The following is a 23167-nucleotide window of genomic DNA, read 5'->3' as shown; positions in this document are numbered from 1 at the left end:
TATGGACCAGATCCAAGTCCGTCAAATACATCAGGTGTTGTTGGGCTGCGGCTTCAGATACACCAACGCGCGAGATATATCGCCGGATTCTGCGCTGCGCCTTCTGTATTCCGCAGCAGGCTTTTATGTTAAAAGCTATGTAACATCGGCAGGAACATTTGACGTGGCCATTGTACTGAAAGATGAGCTATTAACCACTCTACCAGCAGCCATTATTTTACAGTCACCTGAGCAGCTTAAAGGGCGTCTTTTACCCCATATCAATATGGGGTGGTACCTGTGCTATGTTGAGGAGAAAGAAGCAACCTGGGATCCGAATGATCTTGAGGGCTTATTGAGAAGTGTTGACATCCAGATAGGATTAACTCTCAATAATTCGGTAAATGCTGTTGAAACGGGATTGGCGGTTGATGCGGAGATGGAAGGTGAGTTTTCTTCTTACTGGTTAGCCAGGCATACCGCATACCTGGTTGCAGATGTCACTCAGCAAAAAGAATTCAATTGCTTCGTTGCTGGAAAGAAGAATGCGCATAAAACTGAATATCAGGAGTGGGTTGTTTGTGATGACACAACTCTTGAAGAACGTGATGCATGGCTGAGCCAACGAAAACTGGAACTTCATGACTCGCGGGGGATTATTACCCGCCGTATAAGAATTAAGCCTTCACAATTGAGTGGTGTGACATGGCCACCCAAAACCTTCAGGGCTGTGCTGGACTGGCTTGCTGAGGTTGATAATGTAGCATGGTTGCATCTCCTTGAGCATTTTATACAACATCCTGTGAAACGCCATATGATATTGATGGATGTTCTTCATCAGGACATGGTCGGATTCCGGGTGGATCTTGATTTGGGGGCACTGGCTCTCAGTTCGTACCAGTCATCTTCAGTTAGAAGGCAAAGAAAAGCCGGGCGGGTGAATTATGCCCATCTCGCCAGTGCTGTTTCTTCAAAACAAGCAGTGCAGAAATTTCAAAGAGTGAATGTAGTGCAGGCCGATCGCCTTTCGGTTCTCAGCCGAAATCGCAGGGGGAAGGAGTCAGGAGATCTCAGCACTAAGCATATAGCGCTTATCGGATGCGGGACTATAGGCGGCTATCTTGCAGGGTTATTACTCCGTGCTGGCGCAGGCTGTGGTGATAAAACATTTCATCTCTTTGATCATGATGAATTTCAACCCATTAACTTCGGCCGGCATGTCCTCGCGACAACAGACATTGGCCGTAACAAAGCTGAAGCTTTGGTTTTCACGCTAAACTCATCCACCCATCTTGCTAAAAATATTAAAGCATTTACTTCGCGGTTTGCTATCAACGCGGAGCAGCTCAAACGCTATGATATTGTTATTGATGCAACCGGCAGGCCTCCCGTGTCAGCTCGTCTTGCTTCGGTAGTACGGACACTTAAATTAACAGAGCGCCCTGTCTTAATTCATGGTTTTAACGATGGCAATGGACGAGCGTCCAAGGTCATTATTGATGATGGAAGCTGTTGCTATGGGTGTCTTTTTGCCAACGAAGCCTTCTATAAGGGGGGAATGGATCTGCGCTTCAATCATATCAGTATGTCCGCGGAAAGACATATCAGTTGTGGCAGCACTTTTACGCCCTATGATGCAGCGGTTAGCATCATTACTGCAGGGATAATGCAGGAAGCGGCTCTCTCTGTACTTGAAAAGAACGCTCGCTGGACCTATAGCGAACATATACTCGAGGGAGGCCGGACCCAAAAGCAAAAACTTTTAGCAGCTCATCCCCGGTGTGGAATATGCCATGGCAACTTGTGAACTGACATTTCGGGATGACAACGATGAACTTGTTGTCATCACAGCCAAAGTGATGAGTCAGCTTCTTTCCTTTCGTCAGCTATCGCCAGAAAGTCATGAGGCTGCGGGTGTTCTTATTGGTGAACGCCGGGGTATACATCTGGTGATACATGACCTTTCTGTACCCGGTAAGGGGGATAAGAGGACGCGGTTTTCTGTAGATCGATGTGGCCCTCACCATCAGGAAGCGGTTGATGCTGCCTTTTACCGTTCAAAAGGTACTTTGCAATATCTGGGGGAGTGGCATACACACCCGGAAGATTACCCTCACCCCTCATTTCGCGATAAAAGAAGCTGGCAATCAAATCTGACCGCACCAGCTACTATGGTGCTGATTATAGTAGGGAAAAAGTCGTTGTGGGCTGCAAAAAAGACTGAAAACGCCATACTCCCTCTTACTGAGGCGTAGAGAATACGCTCTTCTCTCTATGCTATTACCATCCAACCTGCCGAAGTCAAAGCGGCCCATGTCGCTATAGCGCTCAAGCGAAGGGTGACAGTGTCTGTCAGAGAGCTCCAGCCGACGGGCTGCAAGACGATGAGTAGTCGCTTTGGCCAGACACTGCCCATGAACCTCAGCGAGCTTCTCACAGGCTAAAGTTGGACCAAAAACAGCGCAGCGTTCGCGGATAATACGTAGTGCACGTTCAGAGAGACCCGGCATCAGTTGCCGGTTGCCAGGCTGGCCGCGAGGTGCGTAGTGAGAGCCGGTCGATAACATCCTGAAGGATCCTGAGTCGGTTCACATCGTTCATTGAGAAAAACTCCGTTCCGTATGTCTTCATGAGTCTCATCCTTTGAATGCAGTGATCGCAGTGGTGAGCCTGTAGCGCGGACATGTCTATTTGGTCAGAGGGGGGTGCGGCTGAAGTTCTTTTGAGTTTTAATGTCGTGATAGTGCAAGCCCACGCAGAGGGAAAGAAGAATGAGCCAGAAACTGAGCAAGCGGTCTGAAATTGAGAAACAGCTCGCGTCCGGAGAGGCGGTTAAGGAACCGCCTCGTCAGGCAATCAGGAACACGATCACCGGGCGTATCATTTCTAACGCTCAACAATATGGCCCGGCGTCGAGCCCGAGCTGTTAACATATTGGATTTGTGAGGGGTTTACACAATGTTGATCCTCGATTGCTCCTCACGAACTCATGCGTTGCATACATTATCTGCCGGGTTTGGCTGTCCCCCTGAAAAGCTGAAAAAAGTGCTGCTTTCGCTCGTTCTTGAAAGTATCTACGAGCTTAATCCTCGCCAGTTGGTTGATGCACCTCAGTATCTGAGAGATAAGAGGCTCAGCTCGGACAGGGTTCTTTCGTCTATGTGGTTTTTAAACGTTTCCCACCGTCCATTTAAAGACTGTGAAGTAAATGCACTCTCGACCTGCCCCCTCCAGTAGCTGGATTTATTCCGTAGTGAAGAAAAATGGTCTTCCCTCACCTGCTCTATTCGCTCTGGAAGTTCCATCACTCGTGCCAGCCTGGAAAGCAATTGGTGCTCAGACAGATTCTGTGCCTGCAGCAGTGCCTTCCAGACTTCACGACAGGTAGCTGCGGCCTGATGACGTTTACCTTGTTCAAGAATGTCGAGCAGCCGCAGAGCCGGGTTATCAATTTTTAGTTCACTCATACTTTTAATATTCCGTCATTAATGCACTATATTATTTTACCCAGTCTTCCAGATTCAGCCCTAGGACCCGCTCAAACTCTCTCACATTATTCGTCACCAGTACGGCGCCGGCGGCGATGGCGTGCCCGGCGATCGCCGTGTCGTTCGGGCCTATCGGCGTTCCTGCGAGGCGCAGCGCCACCTTAATCTCCGTGGTCGCATCCACCGCGGCGCGATCCCAGGGCAGGATGGCATCGACGCGGGCGCAGAACGCGTCAACCAGCTGCACGTGGCGCGGTGAGGCCTTCGGGCCGGTGGCACCGAAGCGCATTTCAGAGTAGGTAATGGCCGAGACCACGATACGGTGGCCACGCAGCACTGCCTGCTCCAGGCGCTTCAGCACGGCTTCCGGCTGCTCGCGCATGATGAACGAGCAGATGTTCGTGTCGAGCATATAGATCTTGTTCACAGGTTAAATCGTCCTTCGTCGCTGACCACATCCTCACGCTCCGCCATAAAGTCCGGATCGGCTTTTTCAAGGCTGGCGAATGAACCCCAGGTCGGCCGGACGGGACGCAGGATGATACTGTCCCCTTCGCGAACGATCTCCAGCTCGCTCACCCCCTCAAAATCCAGGTCCCGGGGCAGACGTATGGCGCGGTTATTGCCGTTTTTAAATATCGAAACTGTGCGCATGGTTTTTCCTCATATGCTGAGTGTGCCAGGGAGTATTCCCGCATAGGTGAAGTATATGCCTTTAGAACGGGTTTGTATATGTAAAGCATATGCAGATGGTGAGTATATGCGTATGTTTGACCTATGCAGATGTCAGGCATATGGATATGCCACACCTATATACAGTTCTCTCTTTTTTCCGCCGAGATCCGATTTCTGGTTGTTCCGGATCTGCCGGTCGTCATCCGGCCCCGCCCTACCCTCCATCACAATATGCAGTGGCTCTCTAAGCTGCAGGAGCTACCAGATGTTGTGTTCCTCCCCAGCCCCGTGACCCGCCCCCCCGCGGCCGAAAACTGCGGTATGATTATTTTGTGGGCGTGATACACTTCCGGAAAGTCTCAGATAGCGTAAAAGTCGGATCCACCAGAAACCGGCATCCGGTAATTTACTGGTGTTGTTATAAGGTTGCTAATTATTAGATAATGAAAATGTTACGACAGGGAGAATCACCTAAGTGACAGTGAATGATGCTGCACATCATAATTGCTCTGAGTGATTATTAACCTGCAAACCAGAAAGGAGGTCAGTATGGGACGTTCCGTTAAGGTCAAAATCGGTGGAAGGGAGTTTGCGTCCAAAAAAGCCGCTGTGGACTATTTCATGGATCAGCGTGAGGCTGTAAAGGGATCTGGCCCGCTCCGGGAAGGTCAGTTCTTTGATGAGCTGCTGGAGCTCTATACACGGTACTGTGAGGTCACAAACTGGGAGTTGAGTAACAGAGTGATTTACGCATTCAGTGTTGATTATGAACCACGCAAGAATGGCCAGACCTGGGCATCGCATCTCTGCTACTGGGTGCAGTTTTCACCGAAGGACAAATTATCCTTTTCGGTAAGGGAAGCAGTGGATGAGATCGCAAAAGCTGCAGCTGAACAACCGTAGCTGAGTGCGGGATTTCCGGATAAGGTACCGAACCGGGGCTGTTAAAAGATTCTGGAGCTGAAATGAAAAAGGGAAAAACGTCAGAACCGGGGCTGCTGGCCAGCGACAGCGACTGGCACAATAATGCCTGCCTGAATTACATGCCGGATCATGGTACAGCTTACACCGAAGGTTACAGGCGGGCTGCTGATATTCTGATTAACCACATTGATGAATCCGGGCGGGACCAGGATTTTCTGGTTTATCCGGTGTTGTTTCTCTACAGGCATCACATCGAACTCATTATCAAACAAATTATTGGGCTGGCTCTGGCACTGACAGAAGAGCCGGATAAACGCCAGTACAAAAAAGATGACCATAACCTGAATACCTTATGGCCGCTGGCACAAAAGCTGATCCTGGACGTTGATGACAGCTACCGGCCTTCCGATTTTAAAATCGTCAAAGAGGTGGTTAAAGCTCTTCACCAGGTGGATGAACGGGCGACAGATTTCCGTTATGCCCGGAGAAATGACGGCACCCGCAGCCTCGAGGGGATCCATTACGTTAATACTCGTCGCTTCGGGGAAAAAATGGGGGAGGCTTCAGATTTACTGGATGGAATAGATAACCGCCTCCGGTACCTGCTGGACTGTAACGCCGAATGGAATAGTATTCTGGGCAGCTTCTGACAGCCAGAAACGGTGCGAAACTCCATCAGACTTACCTGAACACCCAATGATACGGAGATATCGATTATGACAGGCCTCATACCTTCAGCTACTTCTCAGGGCTCGATGGCCGCCCTGCCACGGTAAGACGCATCTTTCGCGGAAAGCGCACCCGTCATGTGATGATGTTTGACGAAATGTCAATGCTGTACGAAAAAGAGAAAACCCGAATGATAAAGGTATATGTATATGAGTGATAACAACAATTCTGTTTCACACCAGACCATTGAACTGCTGACACGCTGTCTGCAGCTGCAGTCAGAAAAAGACGGTATTCAGCGCCCCACGCCTGACAAAGCGCTCGTTGGCGTGCCCGTTGATGACTTCACCCGCCAGATCCATCAGGCCTGCCTGTACGCCTCGATGACCGACAGCCTGCTGGCCCTGCAAAACCGACTGGCCGATACGGGCCGGCAGCTGGAACAGCAGGGGCAGATCCACGTCGACGCCGGCGAAAACTACGCCGTGGCCGCTGTTGCCTGGCTTGAACGCTTTACGGGGACAGAGAACGCGCAATGACGGTACCTGTTCCGGCCATTCCCGGCGTACACTCTGGTGTGATCCCATCGCAGCTGCCGGTCGCTGTCGACTATCCGGCGGCACTGGCCCTGCGACAGATGGCGCTCGTACAGGATGAGCTGCCGAAATACCTGCTGGCGCCGGAAGTGAGTGCCCTGCTCCACTATGTGCCCGACCTTCATCGCAAGATGTTGCTGGCGACGCTCTGGAATACCGGCGCCCGGATTAACGAAGCCCTGGCGCTGACCAGGGGAGATTTTTCGCTGGCTCCACCGTATCCGTTTGTTCAGCTGGCCACCCTCAAGCAGCGTACAGAGAAAGCGGCCAGAACGGCAGGAAGAGCACCTGCAGGCAGTCAGGCCCATCGCCTGGTTCCCCTCTCCGATCACCAGTACGTCAGCCAGCTGCAGATGATGGTGGCCACCCTGAAAATTCCGCTGGAAAGACGAAACAAGCGCACCGGCAGAATAGAGAAGGCGCGTATCTGGGAGATCACAGACCGTACCGTTCGCACCTGGCTTAGCGAAGCGGTGGAGGCCGCAGCGGCCGACGGGGTGACGTTCTCAGTACCGGTGACCCCCCATACGTTCCGTCACTCCTACGCGATGCACATGCTGTACGCCGGTATTCCGCTGAAAGTGCTGCAGAGCCTGATGGGCCACAAATCGATTAGCTCGACGGAAGTCTATACGAAGGTGTTCGCACTTGATGTTGCTGCGCGTCATCGAGTTCAGTTCCAGATGCCCGAAGCGGATGCGGTGGCCATGCTGAAAGGGAATACTTAGTGTAGAGGGGAATGATGCTGGCGAACGTCCTGCTCGCCGCTGAGGTCTGTCAGAAGTTATCTGGCCCAACTGGCGGGAATATCTGCACTGTATCCCTGATACCGCTCATAAATCGCATGCTGAAGCATTTTAATACGATCTGACAATGTGTCGGCGTCCGACATATGCCGCCATTCCCCCTCAATAGTGGGTTTCCAACCATCCGGGAGATTGAGCGTGATCAATACCTTTGTATCACGAATAATCACCCCGTCAGTGAAAGGATTAAGACCACTCCTTACGGTATTGTTTATCTGTATATATTCAAGTTTCATCTTGTTTCCTCATGTTGTCCGGATCGCAAGCATAGATATCTGAACTCAAATTGCCTAGCTAAGCGTTTGGATATGCCGCTTTTTACCCCTTATACAGCGAAGCTGGCCAATGGCCAGCCCGCATGGACTTATCGCTTTTGCCAGTATATCAGCATGGCAAGGAACAGGATTGTTGCCCCCTGAGAAGCGGGTGAGGCAGTCAGGAACGTCTCCAGCAATGGCATTATCGTAAATCTCCGCATTATTAATTTAAGGTGTGTCATAGGCCTTGGCCCCGTTTACAGGAAGTAGTGTTCTGTCACGACGGCAGCCAGGGTTAATAAAAACGATTCGAATATGCCTGCAGGGACGATAGAAATCTTCGTGCGGGTTGTCACGTTGGCGGAGTAGGTCAACAATGAAGAGAACAAGCTTTATGCCTTACGTCGCGGAAAATTAAATGTAAGGCGTTGAAAAGTCGCTTACGCAACTCAGTTATGGCGGGTCGGATCTCTCACAACCGGTGGAACTGGACTGTATGTTCTGTATGTCTAAATTCCGGCCACGGATATGAGCGAGCCAGCAGTGCTCGCCGCAGCCGAGCGACAGGGCAAAGCCCCGAGTGAGCGAGGAAGCACCAGGGAACAGAACTCATAAATTCTGCATACGCTCAATGCCTGAAAAATCACCTCCCCTAGGGATTATCCACTTATCCACGGGGATATTTTTATAAGATCTTTTTTAATAGTTGTTAGATCTTTATTTTTAGAATGCTCACAGGCCTTTATCCATGCGGGTTCCAGGGAGGGATCTGTGACAAACCGCCCTTTCAGTGTGACAAATTACCCTCAAATAGCCGTCCTTTCTGTGACAAGTTGCCCTTAACCCTGTGACAAATTGCCCTCAGGAAGTGTTGCTTTTCACAAAGTTATCCATCCCTGTTGACTCTGTTTTATAAAGTGTGACAATCTGAAAACCTGTCACACTTCACATGGACCTGTCATGGCGGAAATAGCGGTTATAAACCATAAAAAACGTAAAAATAGCCCGCGGATTGTCCAGTCAAATGAGCTGACTGAGGCGGCATATAGTCTTTCCAGGGATCAAAAACGTATGCTGTATCTGTTCGTTGATCAGATCAGAAAATCCGACGGCTCCCTGCAAGAACATGATGGCATTTGCGAAATTCACGTTGCTAAATACGCTGAAACATTCGGGCTGACCTCCGCTGAAGCCAGTAAGGATATACGACAGGCTTTAAAAGGTTTTGCAGGTAAGGAAGTGGTTTTCTATCGCCCTGAAGAGGATGCCGGCGATGAAAAAGGGTATGAATCCTTTCCCTGGTTTATCAAACGTGCGCACAGTCCATCCAGAGGGCTTTACAGCGTACATATCAACCCATATCTCATTCCCTTCTTCATCGGGCTACAGAACCGGTTTACGCAGTTCCGGCTAAGTGAAACAAAAGAGATTACCAATCCGTATGCAATGCGTTTATACGAATCCCTGTGTCAGTACCGTAAACCTGATGGCTCAGGTGTCGTGTCTCTGAAAATCGACTGGATCATGGAGCGCTACCAACTACCTCAAAGCTACCAGCGTATGCCGGATTTTCGCCGGCGTTTCCTGCAGGCAAGTGTTGATGAGATCAATAGCCGGACACCAATGCGCCTCTCTTACATCGAGAAAAAGAAAGGCCGCCAGACGACTCATATCGTATTTTCCTTCCGTGATATTACCTCGATGACAACAGAATAGTTTGAGGGTTATCTGTCACAGATTTGAGGGTGGTTCGTCACATTAGATCCGGCAGGTTGAGGGTGATTTGTCACAGTTTTGCTGTTCCATCCCTGGTGGCCTGCGCTTATTCATAGTTTTTTGGCTATAACCGGTAGTGAAACCAAGTTTGAGGGCAATTTGTCACAATACATGAGTGCAGTTTGTCACAGTTAAATGAGTGCAGTTTGTCACAGTTAAATGAGTGCAGTTTGTCACAGTTAAATGAGTGCAGTTTGTCACACTAGGTCTTCCCCTCTTCCCGTTAGTCATGTGACATGAGGGGGCAAGTTCGTCATAATCAATGAGGGCAGATTGTCACACTTGTTGCTCTGATCAGGCTATCCGTGTGTGCCTATACTTGTGGTGTTTCCCGCAGCCCTGGCCGTCCATGAAGTTGACCTGTTTCCCACAGAGGATGGATAACTCTTCTTGTGCTGAGCGTAAGAGCTATCTGCCTGTACAGTTCCTCCCCGCTTCCTCGCCAGTTCGCTCGCTACGCTCGGTTACATGGCTGCGGCGAGCGCTGATACCCTTCTCTATACCCTTTTGTACGAGTTGTTGTGTGATGGTCATAAGTGCGTCTGCGTGTTGCGGCACTGTGATTGAGTGGCACGCCCGTCGAGCTTCTCCCCCCTCCTGTTGAGAGCGAAATCAAAACAATATGATTTTTTGCTTGCAACATGACTCTTTTTGTTCAAAATGACAAAAAACGTCATGAGGTGATAAATGGACAATATTGAGCAGTTACGGAAAGTTGCTACACGTGCAGGTAAGCTTCTGACATCTTTGAGCGAGAGTATCCGCCAGCAAAAAGAGGAATTGAAGCTTACCGAGTTCTATCAGGAATACAGCAAAGCCGCTCTGTATAAGCTGCCTAAGCTCAGTAAAGGCAGTGTTGAGTATGCTGTGGCCGAAATGGAAGCCGGTGGCTACATTTTCAAAAAGAAACCTTCTGGTAATACAATGAAATACGCGATGACGATTCAGAATGTCATCGATCTGTATAACCATCGTAAAGTACCCAAGTACAGGGATCGCTTCGATAAAGCCTTTACGATTTTTGTATGTAATCTTAAAGGTGGTGGTTCCAAGACAGTTTCTACCGCTTCATTATCACATGCTTTTCGAGCTCATCCTCAGCTTCTGTTCGAAGACCTGCGTATTCTGGCCATCGATTTCGATCCGCAGGCATCTCTGACAATGTTCCTGAGCCATGAGAATTCAGTGGGCCTGGTTGAAAATACGGCTGCTCAGGCCATGCTCCAGAACGTGTCTCGTGAAGAATTACTTTCCGATTTTATAGTACCGTCTATTATCCCTGGTGTTGATGTAATCCCCGCTTCCATTGACGATGCATTCCTTGCTGAAGGCTGGAAGGGATTGTGTGAAGAACATCTTCCAGGGAAAAATATTCATGCTGTGCTTAAAGAGAACATTATCGATAAGCTCCAGCATGACTACGACTTTATTTTCCTTGATAGTGGTCCTCACCTTGATGCGTTCCTGAAAAACTGCATTGGGGCGGCAGACCTGATGTTGACCCCTCTTCCACCGGCTACGGTTGATTTTCATTCTTCCCTGAAGTTTGTGGCCAGCCTCCCTGCCCTCATAGATTCCATCGAAATGGATGGGCACACCTGCAATCTCATCGGTAATGTCGGCTTCATGTCCAAGATCCTGAACAAGTCTGATCACAAAATTTGCCATAGTCAGGCCAAAGAGGTTTTCGGTGCCGATATGCTAGACATGGTTCTGCCGAGACTGGATGGTTTCGAACGCTGCGGGGAGACTTTTGACACAGTTATTTCAGCAAATCCAGCAACCTATGATGGAAGTACAGAGGCACTAAAAAGCGCAAAATCAGCAGCGGAAGACTTTGCGAAGGCAGTCTTTGATCGCATCGAGTTCATTCGTACTAACGGAGGTATGTGATGTCGAATGAGAAAAGAAAAACCATCGGCAGACAGTTAAATACTCAGGCGTCAATGGTCGAAATGACGGACACCGGTAGAAGCCAGGTATTTACCTTAAAAACCGGCAGGAAGGTAACGTTCAGGTTTGTTCGGGTGCCTGCATCTGAAGTTGAAAGTAAGACCTTCGTAAACCAGGAAAACAACGGAAGAGATCAACTTGCACTGACCAGGGAGTCCCTGAAATCCATTATCCAGACGATTAAGTTTCAGCAGTTCTTTCCCTGTATTGGTATTAAGCAAAGTGAAAGGATTGAGATACTGGATGGTTCAAGACGGCGAGCCTCAGCAATTTTTGTCCGTACAGGCCTTGATGTAATGGTCACCGAAGAACATTTATCAGCTGATGAAGCTCGCCAACTGGCTAAAGATATCCAGACAGCTAAAGAACATAATCTTCGGGAGATTGGCCTGAGATTGATCGCTCTTAAAGAGTCCGGATTTAATCAAAAGGAAATTGCTGAACTGGAGGGGTTATCTCAGGCTAAAGTTACCAGGGCGCTGCAGGCGGCGGCCGTACCGCAAGACTTGATTTCTCTGTTCCCGGTTCAGTCGGAGCTATCGTTTAGTGACTATAAACTTCTTTTAGAAGTTAATGAAAAACTCAGTGAAAAGGGATTAACGCCTGAAGAACTCATTCAGTCTGTATCAGCTCAGCTCGATGCAATTTTGAGTGATGGCGAACGACCAGAAGACGAACAGAAAGCCAGTATTCTGAAGCTGATTTCTCAGGCATCTCAGGCATTGATAGATCCATCTCCCAAGGAAAAGTCAGTGGTTTCCCCACTCTGGTCTTTTGAAGAAAAGGACAAGTTCGCGCGTAAGCGTGTGAAAGGGCGTACGCTGACTTATGAGTTTAGCCGTATGTCAAAAGTGATTCAGGATGAACTGGACAAGGCTATCAACGAGGTCCTTGACAGAAATTTGAGTCAATAATTTCGCCATGGCGATTTCACATCTAACTTATTGTAATTAGGCAGTTTAGGCTGAGAATTTCAAGGTGAAATCGCCAAAGTTTCACGCCAGTTTCGCTGCAGGAATATCTGACCATCGTGTCGTATAAGCAGGAGAAAGCATCTCCCGTTTCATCTGCCATTCCGGGGCCATACCCCGCCCCGCAAACCATACTTTACCCAGCCCTGAGTTGTTGATCCCGTCCAGAACCCTCATCAGCTCAGCACTGTGAGGGCGTGGCGGGCGTTCGTCGAACAGCTGCAGCTGCGAAACGCCGGAGCCGGTGAAGTCATTCAGCATAACTCCGGCTTTGGCATACCGGTGCCCATCCCTCCAGATACGCTCCAGAGCCGTTGTGGCGGCTGCAATGATGTCCCTGGTGTCCTGAGTGGGTGTAAGAAGTTTTTCCGTAGCCACGTTGCCGTAGTAAGGCTCTTTAACGGCGAACGGAGACGTTTTGATGAAAACCGAAATATGCCGGCAATACTGGTGCTCTTTACGCAGCTTTTCAGAGGCCCGCTCTGCGTGCTGACAGATAGCCTGACGGAGCGACTCGTACTCCGTGATCTTCACGCCAAAACTGCGGCTGCAGACAATTTGCTGTTTCGTCGGAGGGGCTTCCTCAAGCGAAAGGCAGCTTTCCCCGTTCAGTTCCCGTACCGTTCGCTCAAGGACGACAGAAAAATTTTTGCGGATGAAGGCCGGGTTCGTCAGAGCCAGATCGAGCGCGGTCTTTATGCCCAGCACATTTAGCTTGCGTGCAATACGGTTACCAACCCCCCAGATTTCTTCAACCGGCTGCAGTGAAAGCAGTTTCCGCGTTCTCTGCGGATTTCCCCTGGTCAGAGCGAGTACGCCACGAAACTGTTTCCACTCTTTTGAGGCCCACTGGGCTGATTTTGCGAGGGTTTTCGTTGGTCCGGCGCCCACGCCAATGGTCAGGCGGGTACAGTCATACACGTGCTGACGCAGCTGCCGGCCGAAGTCCTCAAGCTCCATACAGTGCTCCACGCCGGTCAGGTCGAGGAACATCTCATCAATTGAATACTGTTCCACCCTGGGGGCCAGTTCCTCCAGGCAGTTCATCACGCGCGCCGACATCGAGGCGTAAAGTTCATAGTTACTTGAAAACGCATATATTTTTTCCGGGTACCTTTCGTTTTTTATCTGAAACCACGGAGTCCCCATTTTGATCCAGGGCTTCGCCTCGGCGCTGCGAGCGATTACGTTCCCGTCGTTGTTGCTCAGGACGACTATTGGCTTTCCTTTCAAATCCGGTCGGAAAACACGTTCACAGCTGGCATAGAAGCTGTTCACATCGGCCAGGGCAAACATCAGTACATCTCTCTCGGGCGGTGGATGATATGCGTGACGACGCCAAAGATATCCAGCTCGTCGGGGTCAGGATAAATCGGCGACCAGGAGGCATTCATGGGCTGCAGCGTCAGTCGTGGCGTCAGCAGAAGCCTTTTCACCGTAAACTCCCCCTGTACGCTGGCGACAACGATATCGCCGTGCCGCGGCTTTTCAGCACTGTCCACAACCAGCAGATCGCCATTGTACAGACTGCCGTCGGCCATGCTGTCTCCGCTGGCACGCAGATAGTAAGTCGCGCTCGGATGCCGTATGCAGTAATCATGGAGATCCAGATCGGACTCGACATAGTCAGCTGCAGGGCTGGGAAAACCGCAGCTGGCCAGATCGGCAAACAATGGATGGGCCTGTGGCGGGAGTTCTTTCCCGGTGCTGAAAAGCTGTAGTTTCATCTTTCCTCCTGATATCTCAAAACACTGGTTATGCATACAGTATATTTGACAGCGTGACGATAATCCAGAACGCCCGCCGCACGAACATTTTGAGTAAATAAAGGTGCTCAAAATGTCATTGTTAATCATTTTGATGTATTTATATTACTCATATTGAGAAATATAACTTTGTTTTTTTCATTTTGCTCTTATAATTAGTATCAAATTGAGTGTAATTAACGGAGCATAATGATGAATATTTACTGCGATGATGGTTCAACTAATGTTAAGCTGGCATGGTTTGAAGGAGATGAGCTTCAGACACGGGTCTCTGCGAACTCCTTCAGGCATGGCTGGAAAGTGGCGGAATTCAGTGCGGCAACGTTCAATTATCAGGTGGGCACGCTGAAATACACCTGGGACAGCGTCAGCCGGGATGCCATCCCGACAACAAACGTGGAATATCAGTACGGTGATCTCAACCTGCTGGCTGTGCATCATGCGCTGCTGAACAGCGGACTGGAGCCGCAACCGGTGAGCCTGACCGTGACGCTGCCCCTGAGTGAATATTACGACGGGGACTGCCAGCGGAACGAGGAGAACATACGACGCAAACGAGAAAACCTGATGCGTGAGCTGGTTCTGAATAAGGGCAGAGCATTTACCGTAACGGACGTGAAGGTGATGCCGGAATCACTGCCGGCGGCGTTCTCCCGTCTCGCGGAGCTGAAGCCCGGACCCGCTGAGACCACCCTGATTATTGATCTCGGCGGAACCACGCTCGATGCCGGCGTGATTGTCGGACAGTTTGATGATATCAGTGCGGTACACGGTAATCCGTCTGTCGGCGTGTCACAGGTCACCCGCGCAGCTGCAGGCGCGCTGCGGGCGGCAGACAGCGAAACCAGCGCGCTTATTGCCGACACGGTCATCCGCAACCGCAATGATCGTCAGTATCTGCAGCGTGTGATCAACGATGCAGGTAAAATTGACGAGGTTCGGAACAAAATAACAGAGGCAATCACCTCCCTGGGTGCGCGAGTCACCAGTGAGCTGACTGCCTTCAGGAACGTTAACCGGGTATTCCTGGTCGGGGGAGGGGCCTCCCTCATAGAAGAAGCTATCCGTCAGGCCTGGCCTCTGGCCCCTGACCGTATCGAGGTTATAGGCGATCCGCAGATGGCGCTGGCCAGGGAGATTGCCCTTTACAATAAAGAGGACTAAACGTGCCGGACGGCCAGTATTCTTTCTATCTGCACAGCGACGATCGCACCGACATCGCGGCGATGGCAACCATCAGCACCATCTCACAGCCCCTGCGCGGTGAGTTCATCCGTACCGCCGCCACCGCCGGGGCGGTGGTATACCAGGTGGATGCCCGTTTACCGGCGCTGATCCCGGTGTTCTTTGCCGGGCAGCTGAGCGCTGCCCGCCTTTGCGCTGTTATGGCCCTGGTCTCCGGAACCTGGTCCTCACTCACAGGACTTCCAGATGAGCCCGAAAATGGTGAGGCTGCTCTGCCCATGTCACCGGAGACGGAATACCAGCGCCGGCGTTACACCCTGACGCTTCAAAATGGCCAGAGTGGGGAACGGGTGGAAAGTGTGCTGACGGAAGCGTCATCCCGTCTGCGTGGGGATCTGCTGAGAAACCTGATTATCACCGGTCTGGCCCTCCACACGACGGCACCGGAACTGCCGCGCCTGTTGACCAGTATGCCGGTACCGCCCACCTCGGTCAGTGAGCTGCAGGCACTGGTTCAGCAGATGGCCGGCACCACTGCCGTGAACAGGGCTGCTGCTGCAGTACCGGATACGCCGGCAACATCTGCCATGCCGGTGTCTGGTTCGGATACCCGGGAAATAAAGAAAAATATGCGGCGTGCATTCGGTGACTAAAAGTACGAGTCACATCCAGTAATATACCGATATCAAATGGTTTTCATCCCCAGGGAGATTCTCATGTCACCAGGATTCAGAAGTGTTCTCCGTTTCGCCCGCATTCCCGTCGACAGCAGTGAACTGGTCCGCAGGAAATTCGGCAGCCGACTGATTGGCATTGTGACGCTGTGTCTGCTTCCGCTTCTGGTTTTTGACGTTCCGCAGTGGGTTTTCATTTTGTCGCAGGTCATCTGGGGGGCAGGCGTCTATATTGGCCTGTCCGTGGCCGGAGACAAGACCCGGCCACGCTGATATCCTTTCCGCTTTGCTTAAAAAAAGAACAGCTGACGCGGCGCCTGTCTTAGTGCTCTTCTCCGCCACCTGCCTCCAGGTTATCCACAGCGTTAAACAGACGTTTTGTGGATAGCGGGTTCCCGACAGTTTCTTCTGCTTTCACCCGTTAACCCGTGCCTCCGCTGCCGCACGCTGCCAGTGTGCCGCGTCCGGTTTGCCACGGGACGGGCGCCTTTACAAATCCTGCCTGGCGTGGTGGCGGTTTGCGCCATGCTGAGGAACGCCCTTCAAGCCGCTTTCGCGGCATAACCTCGCCGTCGAAAAGGGTGCGGCAGATGGTGTATTACCTGGTATCCGCGACTGACCTGGAGCAGGCCGAAGCGGGTGTCCTGGAAATGGGGCGCACCTGGTGGCCATCCCTGAAACGCGAGGATGACCGGCATCGGTAGGAGTATCCCGGTGGTCTGGTTTGACAGCATCATTCTGCTCGAGGACGTGGAGAACAGCACCCTGCGCGGGCTGAAGTTCCTCGATGTGTGGACCGTGACCGGCGCGCCGGATGCCCCGGTACTGCGTGACGAGTGGGGGAATGACTGGCGGGATACCACACGCTGACATGACATCTGCCGGGCAGAGCTCCTGCCCGGTACGTCAGAAAATAATGATGTCGCGTTGCTCCGCATCGATGCCGCGCCTGGCGCGGGGATAGTCACTGCCCGGAGCCAGTGTGCCGCGCCCGGGTGGACACGGGACGGGCGGCTTTTCCGCTCCTGTCCGGCGTCGTTGTGATTTTACGCCATCCACTCGCATTCTGATGATCGCCCTTCAAGCCGCTTTCGCGGCATAGCCTTGCCGTCGGAAAGACTGACGGCTGCGGTATTCCACGGTCAGCTTGACCCGTTACCGGTCGCGGCGTACAGGCTCCGGGCAGCAGGGAACGGACGTCGTACCGACGTCCTCCTGAGTGCCCCCTGTCACCACGAGGTATCCCTATGTCCCGTTTTATCCTGGGTAACTGTATCGATATTATGGGCGGCTTTCCCGATCGCGCCGTCGATTTCATTCTGACCGATCCCCCGTACCTGGTCGGCTTCCGTGACCGTTCCGGCCGCACCCTCGCCGGCGACAAAACTGACGAATGGCTTCAGCCTGCCTGCAATCAGATGTACCGCGTACTCAAAAAGGACGCGCTGATGGTCAGTTTTTATGGCTGGAACCGCGTCGATCGTTTTATGGCCGCGTGGAAAAGTGCCGGGTTCAGCGTGGTCGGGCATCTGGTGTTCACCAAAACTTACGCGTCCAAATCCGCCTATGTCGGCTACCGCCATGAATGCGCCTATGTCCTGGCAAAAGGCCGTCCGCCTCTGCCGCAGGACCCGCTGCCGGACGTGCTGGGCTGGAAATACAGCGGCAACCGCCACCATCCGACCGAAAAACCAGTGACCAGTCTTCAGCCGCTGATCGAGAGCTTCACACACCCGAACGCCATTGTTCTCGACCCGTTTGCCGGCTCTGGTTCCACCTGTGTGGCTGCCCTCCAGGCTGGGCGCCGTTACATCGGTATTGAACTGATGGAGCAGTACCACAACGCCGGAATCGCCCGCCTGTCAGCTGTCCAGCGCGCCATGCAGCGCCCGGCCGCCAACGACGTCTTTTATCCGGAGGCCGCGTAATGAACTATGCCGGACACGAAAAGCTGCGCGCAGAGGTGGCGGGACTGGCCAACAACATGTGTGACCTGCGGGCAACGCTGAACAACATGGAGCACCGCTACCGCTTTGATTCCGATGTGCTGGCCGAACGCCTGACCCGCCAGACGCTTTTTCGCATCAATGCCCTGTTTATGGCGGCGTACAACGACATTCTTGAGCTGGATGCCTGCTTTAAGGACTAAGGAGAAAAACCATGTACGGAACCTGTGAAACCCTCTGCCGGTTGCTGAGTGAGCTCTATCCCGCAGAAACCCCGCTGAACCTGATTGTCTGGTCCCCGGAGGATATCGAAGCGCTGGCCGGTGGGATGGAATGTGTCGTATCTGAACAGGACATAAAGGCGGTGCTGGAGCGCATGGACGCCATACCGGAAGACCAGCGGCTTGAGTCGGGTGTGTCTGCCGGTGCGGTGATGGACCTGATCGATGAGGTAAAAGAGGCCGTTCCGGGAGTCCTGGTGCCGGCTGACCTGCTCGAAACCCTGCTCATCACCACGGAACAGGCGTTGTGGGGCAGGGAATGGGCCGCCCGGGACGGTAACTATCCTGTGCCGGAAAGCGTTACTCACCGCCTTGCTGATGCAGCAAAAGTGCGTGCATTACTGAAAAACTGACATCCACACGCCGCCCGGGCGGCGTGTCATTACCCTGTTTCGAGGAAGATACCATGCAGGAAACCACCACCTTAAACGCCCTTGTGATGCGCCGTGCACGTGATCTGCTGGCTGATTACGGATGGCCGGTCCATACCGATGTTGGCCAGCGTGATCCGGTAAATAAACCGGGATGGATAAGTATTTATGTCCGTCTGGACGCGGCCGCTATTGTTCACCTGCTTCCTTTGCTTTGTACCGGTGGAGTACCCGCAGCGCTGCAAACTGCCATGACAAAAATAGCCGGGACGCCAGCGCAGATTATTTTATCCGGCAGCCGCTATGCCGACGCGCCGCAACTGCCGGAGGACGGAACACAGATAACCTTTCCCTGGGCCGGGGAATGGCTGACAGAGCCTGAAATTCAGGCTGTGACGGATTGCCTGTTTCGTGCCGTGCGGGATATTTCCCGGCAGGTCCGGGAGGATGCGCGCCGGATTGAGGCCGCGCTGACCACGCGCGGGGAAACGCTGTTTTACCGCCAGACACGAAATTTCCGTCTGGTTGTGAAGGAAAGTGATATGCCCTGCTGGCTGGACGAAGAGGACGACAATGTACCGGTGGTACTGGATGCCCTCCTGAACAAAGGCGCGCGCTACAGTGCCGTTGAGTACTTTGTTATCAGCGACAAAGTGGATCAGATCCTGGCATGTGGGCAGATATGTGATGTGTTACGGATACCGGGAGAGCCTGCGCGCCGGTGGATGGATTTATCCCTGTTACATGAGGTCATGGCAGAAGCGCGCGCAGAAATCACCTTTGTCCGCAGTGCCCTTTCAACAATCCGGTCAGTGTCGTGAACCGCCGGGGGTTGCGGCCCCCGGGAGCATCCTGGAAGGATAAGGCTGTCGCCGGCTCCGCTTTTCCTCGGCCCCGTCCCTGCGTGACGTTGCCTGAGAGCTTTCCACTCTGTCAGTGCTGTGCGTGTGCGGGCTGTGCCGTGCCTCCATCGTAGCCGGGCGGCCGGGAATGCAAGGGTGCGCTTCGCCGCTGCGGTCACCCGGTCCTTCCTTCCCGTCTGCCGGGATTTTCCGGTCGTTCGCCCGCTCAGGATTCACGGACTCACCCTGCAACTCCCGGCTGCCGTGTGCGTCAGGCTGCGGCTTCCCTTGCGCCCCTGCATTCCCGACTGATCGCCCGCCTGTTATGGAGGCACGGCACCGCCCGGTGTCGCAGTCCATGTGATGACGGAGGTTTTACCATGCAGTATGTGACAACGCGCCCTGTCCTGAATGTTGAAGAGTCCGATCGGCTTTCTTTCCTGCCGTACATGTTCGGCACGGATTTCATGATCGCAGAATTACAGGTGTATGCCCTGGCGAAAAAATGGATGCCTGAAGTTGACGGCGGTTTCTGGCACTTCATCCGCTTACCAGAAGGGGGTGGCTACATGATGCCTGATTGCGGGCGGGTTCATCTGGTGAACGGTGAAAACTGGTTCGATCGTACCGTCAGTGCCGACGCGGCGGGCATTATTCTGACCAGCCTGGCAGTTAACCGTCGTCTGGCGTCCTGGCATGACTGCGGTAACCCGGCCCTGACCCACCTTTACATGCTGCGTGATGCCCAGATCTGGGATCACATTACCTTTCACCCGGAATGCAACGCCATTTACGCCGCGCTGGACTGATTAACGACCCGGACGGCATGTATCCAGTAACGGAATCATACACGGCGGGGAAATCCCGCCGGTTAAGGAGAATACCGATGAATATTGCAACAGAAACCCGTGAAATACTCCGACAGTACAAAGCCCTGATTAATGCCCGCCGCCGTGATGCCGGTCAGCGGGAACTGACAACCGCACAGGTCATGGATGAAATCTGCGAGTACATGACCTGTCAGTGTGCCGTGTATCTCGCCGGTCATTTCATCTTACAGGGTGGAAAAGGACGGTAAGCACGATGGCAGGCGCAGGAGGAGAGGGCGCCTGTCTGCCCGCGCGCAAAACCCTGGCAGGCTGTGCCTGCCGGAGAGGCGTTTCGCCGCGCCTGCGGCGCCGCACACGCTCTCTCCGTTACTGGTCGATAAGATCGACGAAAGGGGATACTCTCTCCTGAGTTGTTTCTTAACCGGTAATGCCGATGTCAAAGTGGAATATCGCCTCTTTCTCAAAAGAAGAACAGGACAAAGTCTCCGTCGATAAAGCGGCCGCTGCCGTCGCATGGCAGGAGCGTATGAACAAGCCTGTTGTGCCCGAACTCGCGGAGCGTGAACAGCCTGGGCATCTCCGTGAGTATTTCCGGGAAAGATTGCGTATTCACAGACTGAACAGTCAGCAGCTGCCGCGCGCAAATGCTCCTGAATATCAGAAGACAGAAGAAAGTTAAGGAGAGTGGGCCAGTGGTTGCTTTCCTGAATTCAGCCTGGCACAGCATTGTGCTGTACAGAAAAGGAAAAAATTTCCGTTCCTGACGTTCCTTTTTCACGACGGGCGTCCAGGCGGGCTGTCGTGAACGGAGCCAGCCTGGCTGTCTCCGCCCTGCCGGGCTTCCATCCCATGACGCAACGTCAACGGCAGGCTTACAGCCTCCGTTCCGGAGGCGCCGCCCTGTCGCGCCGTGCCCTGCGCTCCCTGCACCCCGGCCAGTGACCGCCGGGCTGTAAGGGGCACCGCCGTTTCGCGTGCCGCGCTCCGACGCTGCGGCGGGTCCCCGCTCTGTTCCGCTCCTGGTGCATCACCCGTTTAAGCCCCTTTCGCCTGGGCTGAGACAAGCACAACCCGCCTGGCTGTCCAGGGCCGGCGTGGCCTTTCGCAATAAATTTTCCCCGGCCATTCCGCAGGCTCCATTAGACCGGAAAAAATTTCCCGCTCACCCCGGACATCTGCACCGGGCCGTGCTCGTTGACGCCCTTGCGGCGAAGGTTCTCAAACGGGTGAAGTTTATACCATCGGGAATATCGCAGCCGGTTCCCGCAAACGTCAAAACCGCGGCTCCTGAAACTCAACGGGTGATGTTCTTTAAAAATCAGGAAAAAAACGATGCTGATTAAAGGAGGCAGAAGAAGCAGACAACGAACCGCAGAAATGAAAAAAGCAGGGTAGCCCCTGCTTAATCCACGCCGTAAAAATCGCTCGAACGGTTCTACGGCTTCATTAACTACCAGAAGGAGTTAACGTAATGATCGTTACTATTGTTTCACCTTCCGCAGAGGCTGTAAAGCCCCGCCGTCATCCGCGCATTTTCCGCGCCGATATTCCCGCGCCGGAGATTGACCCCGCGTTAAAGGCTTTTGGCCGCCATATCGCCAGAAGTCACCGCAAGGGGCGCGGCGTTCATATCCCCGCGATGAAAAACGCCGCTTTTGGGCAGGTGCTCCGCACGCTCGAACTGAAACGCGCATTTAACTGATGAGGTGAGCCGCCCCGCGAGGGGCGGCAACCGCAGGAAGGAGAAAAGTTATGACTCAGGCTTTTGCACAGACACTCAGTGCTGACACTATCCCGCAGACCGGCGCTGAAGAGGAGATCGGCCAGATGTATCGGGGGACCTATTCCCCGGATGATAACAAGTTGCGGCTTTATGCCTCGCTCCGTCTCGATGAAGAGACGTATAAAAAAGTGCATGATGCGGGGTTCCGGTGGGCGCCGAAACAGGGACTGTTTGTGGCGCCAGCCTGGACACCGGGCCGCGAGGATGTGTTACTGTCTCTCGCCGGTGATATCGGGGACGAAGACAGCACACTCTTTGACCGTCAGGAGCAACGCGCGGAACGCTTTAACGACTACAGCGACAAACGCGCCGGTGAATCTGAGCGGGAGCTTGCGCATGTGGACGCGCTGGCGTCGGCTATCCCCTTCGGTCAGCCGATCCTGGTTGGCCATCACAGCGAACGCCGCGCGCGCCGGGATGCGCAGAAGATTGAAAACGGTATGAAACGCGCGGTGATGCTGTTCGAACGCGCAGAATACTGGGAAGAGCGCGCGCAGGCCTCTTTACGGCACGCGAAGTACAAAGAGCGTCCGGATGTGCGTTACCGTCGTATCAAAAAAATTGAGGCGGAATTACGCAAGGCAGAAAAGCACATTGCCCGGTCTGAAAAGTATCTGACGATGTGGCGCGCGCAGACTCTTGATCTGAAAATGGCGTTACTGGTCAGTAATTATGACCATATTTATGCCAGCTTCACGCTAGACAAATACCCCCGCCCGGCAGAGAAAAGCCAGTATGAGGGCTCGATGTCTCTCCATTCTGCCCTGTCTGAGGACATCATTACTTTTGAACAGGCGCGGGATATTGCGATCCGCTGCCATGAACGCACAATCCGCCATCAGCAACGCTGGGTTCATCATTATCGCAACCGTCTGAGCTATGAGCGCGCCATGCTGGATGAAAGCGGCGGTGTGGTCACCCGGACACAGGAATTTGAGCCTGGCGGGCAGGTGCTGAGCCGGGGCGAGTGGTTAACCATCATCCGCATCAACAAAAGCAATGGTCAGGTTAGTTCGGTGGAAACTCCCTGTTACCGTTTTCTGGGCTACGGCGGCACCATGAAACTGACCCCGGACCGCATCACTGACTATAAAGCTCCCTCAGCCGAAGAGGTCAGCACCGCGAAACAGGCCGCAAAACGTCCCCCGATCGTCAACTATCCGGGGGAGGGATCCCGGGAGATGACCAAAGCCGAATGGGCCAGAATGCCGGGGGACTATAAGGCTGTCCGGGGTGTGGCCGAAACTGAGACGCACGGCGCGTACCGCTTTCGCCGCTGCATGACGCACGGCTGTACGCTGGTGAATGTCTATATCACTGACATGAAAACCGTTGAAATTCCGAAAAAATGACAGGCAGACTCCCCGGCAGGTTGCCGGGGAGATCAGGGAGGTT

Annotated in this window: 29 protein-coding genes and 3 pseudogenes; 23 read left to right on the top strand and 9 right to left on the bottom strand. The window is 53.0% G+C overall.

Annotated elements, in window-relative coordinates; all coding sequences use genetic code 11:
* Position 1: 1 nt before the first annotated feature.
* Together MMW58_RS29830 and cap3 are read left to right on the top strand one after the other, a co-directional pair.
* Positions 2 to 1786 (top strand): E2/UBC family protein, encoded by a 1785-nt coding sequence (locus MMW58_RS29830; protein ID WP_200557577.1) that lies wholly within the window; start codon positions 2 to 4, stop codon positions 1784 to 1786.
* Complete coding sequence (gene cap3, locus MMW58_RS29825; protein ID WP_094309881.1) at positions 1773 to 2234, top strand: CBASS system CD-NTase/cGAS isopeptidase Cap3; 462 nt, start codon at positions 1773 to 1775, stop codon at positions 2232 to 2234. Before MMW58_RS29830 ends, cap3 begins: the two co-directional genes overlap by 14 nt.
* A gap of 855 nt (positions 2235 to 3089) precedes the next feature.
* Here the strand turns inward: cap3 and MMW58_RS29815 are convergent.
* The 3 genes from MMW58_RS29815 to vapB are packed head-to-tail and all read right to left on the bottom strand — an operon-like array spanning position 3090 to position 4121.
* Positions 3090 to 3446, bottom strand: a complete 357-nt coding sequence (locus MMW58_RS29815; protein ID WP_179222107.1) for a hypothetical protein — start codon at positions 3444 to 3446, stop codon at positions 3090 to 3092.
* A 31-nt stretch (positions 3447 to 3477) separates the two neighbouring features.
* Positions 3478 to 3894 carry a type II toxin-antitoxin system VapC family toxin gene (locus MMW58_RS29810; RefSeq protein ID WP_094309882.1) on the bottom strand — a complete coding sequence of 139 codons (417 nt, stop codon included), beginning with the start codon at positions 3892 to 3894 and terminating at the stop codon, positions 3478 to 3480.
* The gene (gene vapB, locus MMW58_RS29805; RefSeq protein ID WP_049010641.1) at positions 3891 to 4121 is read right to left on the bottom strand and encodes a type II toxin-antitoxin system VapB family antitoxin; all 231 of its coding nucleotides are present in this window, start codon (positions 4119 to 4121) and stop codon (positions 3891 to 3893) included. The genes MMW58_RS29810 and vapB overlap by 4 nt, the downstream gene beginning before the upstream one ends.
* A 570-nt stretch (positions 4122 to 4691) precedes the next feature.
* Between vapB and MMW58_RS29800 the strand changes: the two genes are divergently transcribed.
* The 4 genes from MMW58_RS29800 to MMW58_RS29785 all read left to right on the top strand — a co-directional run bounded on the left by MMW58_RS29800 (position 4692) and on the right by MMW58_RS29785 (position 7059).
* A complete protein-coding gene (locus MMW58_RS29800) occupies positions 4692 to 5045 on the top strand; it encodes a hypothetical protein (protein ID WP_032700769.1) in 354 nt (117 codons plus the stop codon).
* 62 nt (positions 5046 to 5107) lie between these two features.
* Positions 5108 to 5716, top strand: coding sequence for a hypothetical protein (locus MMW58_RS29795; protein ID WP_032700768.1), 609 nt, complete (start codon positions 5108 to 5110; stop codon positions 5714 to 5716).
* A 228-nt stretch (positions 5717 to 5944) separates the two neighbouring features.
* Positions 5945 to 6274 (top strand): hypothetical protein, encoded by a 330-nt coding sequence (locus MMW58_RS29790; RefSeq protein WP_032700767.1) that lies wholly within the window; start codon positions 5945 to 5947, stop codon positions 6272 to 6274.
* The gene (locus MMW58_RS29785) at positions 6271 to 7059 is read left to right on the top strand and encodes a site-specific integrase (RefSeq protein WP_047722707.1); all 789 of its coding nucleotides are present in this window, start codon (positions 6271 to 6273) and stop codon (positions 7057 to 7059) included. Before MMW58_RS29790 ends, MMW58_RS29785 begins: the two co-directional genes overlap by 4 nt.
* Positions 7060 to 7115: 56 nt before the next feature.
* Here the strand turns inward: MMW58_RS29785 and MMW58_RS29780 are convergent, their stop codons facing one another.
* Together MMW58_RS29780 and MMW58_RS29775 are read right to left on the bottom strand one after the other, a co-directional pair.
* Complete coding sequence (locus MMW58_RS29780; RefSeq protein ID WP_032700766.1) at positions 7116 to 7373, bottom strand: hypothetical protein; 258 nt, start codon at positions 7371 to 7373, stop codon at positions 7116 to 7118.
* A gap of 128 nt (positions 7374 to 7501) precedes the next feature.
* Positions 7502 to 7615, bottom strand: a complete 114-nt coding sequence (locus MMW58_RS29775) for a hypothetical protein (RefSeq protein ID WP_162180131.1) — start codon at positions 7613 to 7615, stop codon at positions 7502 to 7504.
* A 739-nt stretch (positions 7616 to 8354) separates the two neighbouring features.
* Between MMW58_RS29775 and repE the strand changes: the two genes are divergently transcribed.
* Positions 8355 to 9110, top strand: coding sequence for a replication initiation protein RepE (gene repE, locus MMW58_RS29770; protein ID WP_001568031.1), 756 nt, complete (start codon positions 8355 to 8357; stop codon positions 9108 to 9110).
* Between the two features lie 542 nt (positions 9111 to 9652).
* Here repE and MMW58_RS29765 read toward each other — a convergent pair.
* A pseudogene (locus MMW58_RS29765) lies at positions 9653 to 9728 on the bottom strand (hypothetical protein); the annotation flags it as partial.
* Between the two features lie 129 nt (positions 9729 to 9857).
* On the opposite strand from MMW58_RS29765, the gene MMW58_RS29760 reads away from it, so the two are divergent.
* Positions 9858 to 11063: an AAA family ATPase gene (locus MMW58_RS29760; protein WP_011977818.1), complete on the top strand. Its 1206-nt coding sequence runs from the start codon at positions 9858 to 9860 to the stop codon at positions 11061 to 11063.
* On the top strand, positions 11063 to 12037 hold the full coding sequence (locus MMW58_RS29755; RefSeq protein ID WP_021312406.1) for a ParB family protein: 975 nt from the start codon (positions 11063 to 11065) through the stop codon (positions 12035 to 12037). Before MMW58_RS29760 ends, MMW58_RS29755 begins: the two co-directional genes overlap by 1 nt.
* Before the next feature lie 81 nt (positions 12038 to 12118).
* On the opposite strand, the gene MMW58_RS29750 is transcribed toward MMW58_RS29755, so the two are convergent.
* Positions 12119 to 13390: a Y-family DNA polymerase gene (locus MMW58_RS29750; protein ID WP_032700856.1), complete on the bottom strand. Its 1272-nt coding sequence runs from the start codon at positions 13388 to 13390 to the stop codon at positions 12119 to 12121.
* Positions 13390 to 13821: a translesion error-prone DNA polymerase V autoproteolytic subunit gene (umuD, locus tag MMW58_RS29745; protein ID WP_001568036.1), complete on the bottom strand. Its 432-nt coding sequence runs from the start codon at positions 13819 to 13821 to the stop codon at positions 13390 to 13392. Before umuD ends, MMW58_RS29750 begins: the two co-directional genes overlap by 1 nt.
* Positions 13822 to 14052: 231 nt before the next feature.
* On the opposite strand from umuD, the gene parM reads away from it, so the two are divergent.
* The 11 genes and pseudogenes from parM (at position 14053) to MMW58_RS29690 (ending at position 20668) form a co-directional block, all read left to right on the top strand.
* Positions 14053 to 15024, top strand: a complete 972-nt coding sequence (parM, locus tag MMW58_RS29740) for a plasmid segregation protein ParM domain-containing protein (protein WP_032425559.1) — start codon at positions 14053 to 14055, stop codon at positions 15022 to 15024.
* A 2-nt stretch (positions 15025 to 15026) separates the two neighbouring features.
* A complete protein-coding gene (locus MMW58_RS29735; RefSeq protein ID WP_241723826.1) occupies positions 15027 to 15698 on the top strand; it encodes a plasmid partitioning/stability family protein in 672 nt (223 codons plus the stop codon).
* A 63-nt stretch (positions 15699 to 15761) separates the two neighbouring features.
* A complete protein-coding gene (locus tag MMW58_RS29730; protein ID WP_032700853.1) occupies positions 15762 to 15992 on the top strand; it encodes a hypothetical protein in 231 nt (76 codons plus the stop codon).
* Between the two features lie 317 nt (positions 15993 to 16309).
* Positions 16310 to 16589, top strand: a pseudogene (locus tag MMW58_RS29725) (hypothetical protein).
* 377 nt (positions 16590 to 16966) lie between these two features.
* The gene (locus MMW58_RS29720; protein ID WP_032700852.1) at positions 16967 to 17647 is read left to right on the top strand and encodes a DNA methylase; all 681 of its coding nucleotides are present in this window, start codon (positions 16967 to 16969) and stop codon (positions 17645 to 17647) included.
* Positions 17647 to 17868 (top strand): hypothetical protein, encoded by a 222-nt coding sequence (locus MMW58_RS29715; RefSeq protein ID WP_032700851.1) that lies wholly within the window; start codon positions 17647 to 17649, stop codon positions 17866 to 17868. Before MMW58_RS29720 ends, MMW58_RS29715 begins: the two co-directional genes overlap by 1 nt.
* Positions 17869 to 17879: 11 nt before the next feature.
* Positions 17880 to 18299: a DUF1380 family protein gene (locus tag MMW58_RS29710; protein ID WP_032700850.1), complete on the top strand. Its 420-nt coding sequence runs from the start codon at positions 17880 to 17882 to the stop codon at positions 18297 to 18299.
* Positions 18300 to 18352: 53 nt separating this feature from the next.
* On the top strand, positions 18353 to 19138 hold the full coding sequence (locus tag MMW58_RS29705) for a hypothetical protein (RefSeq protein WP_032700849.1): 786 nt from the start codon (positions 18353 to 18355) through the stop codon (positions 19136 to 19138).
* A gap of 401 nt (positions 19139 to 19539) precedes the next feature.
* The gene (locus MMW58_RS29700) at positions 19540 to 19968 is read left to right on the top strand and encodes an antirestriction protein (RefSeq protein ID WP_032700848.1); all 429 of its coding nucleotides are present in this window, start codon (positions 19540 to 19542) and stop codon (positions 19966 to 19968) included.
* 77 nt (positions 19969 to 20045) lie between these two features.
* Positions 20046 to 20237 (top strand): hypothetical protein, encoded by a 192-nt coding sequence (locus MMW58_RS29695; protein WP_032700847.1) that lies wholly within the window; start codon positions 20046 to 20048, stop codon positions 20235 to 20237.
* Between the two features lie 185 nt (positions 20238 to 20422).
* On the top strand, positions 20423 to 20668 hold the full coding sequence (locus MMW58_RS29690; RefSeq protein ID WP_074172513.1) for a DNA polymerase III subunit theta: 246 nt from the start codon (positions 20423 to 20425) through the stop codon (positions 20666 to 20668).
* A 110-nt stretch (positions 20669 to 20778) separates the two neighbouring features.
* Here the strand turns inward: MMW58_RS29690 and MMW58_RS29685 are convergent.
* Positions 20779 to 20991, bottom strand: a pseudogene (locus tag MMW58_RS29685) (hypothetical protein); the annotation flags it as partial.
* Between the two features lie 92 nt (positions 20992 to 21083).
* Here MMW58_RS29685 and MMW58_RS29680 point away from each other — a divergent pair.
* From MMW58_RS29680 to MMW58_RS29670, 3 genes are all read left to right on the top strand, one after another.
* Positions 21084 to 21332 carry a hypothetical protein gene (locus MMW58_RS29680; RefSeq protein ID WP_223306709.1) on the top strand — a complete coding sequence of 83 codons (249 nt, stop codon included), beginning with the start codon at positions 21084 to 21086 and terminating at the stop codon, positions 21330 to 21332.
* A gap of 128 nt (positions 21333 to 21460) precedes the next feature.
* Positions 21461 to 21691 carry a CCDC81 family HU domain 1-containing protein gene (locus MMW58_RS29675; protein WP_032700845.1) on the top strand — a complete coding sequence of 77 codons (231 nt, stop codon included), beginning with the start codon at positions 21461 to 21463 and terminating at the stop codon, positions 21689 to 21691.
* Between the two features lie 125 nt (positions 21692 to 21816).
* Complete coding sequence (locus MMW58_RS29670; protein ID WP_086544384.1) at positions 21817 to 23124, top strand: DUF3560 domain-containing protein; 1308 nt, start codon at positions 21817 to 21819, stop codon at positions 23122 to 23124.
* Positions 23125 to 23167 lie beyond the last annotated feature (43 nt).

The sequence above is a fragment of the Klebsiella sp. HC6 genome (genome assembly GCF_022605325.1).
Taxonomy (GTDB): domain Bacteria; phylum Pseudomonadota; class Gammaproteobacteria; order Enterobacterales; family Enterobacteriaceae; genus Klebsiella; species Klebsiella terrigena.
The sequence above is the reverse complement of the archived record's forward strand: the minus strand, read 5'-3'. Positions and strand labels throughout refer to the sequence as shown.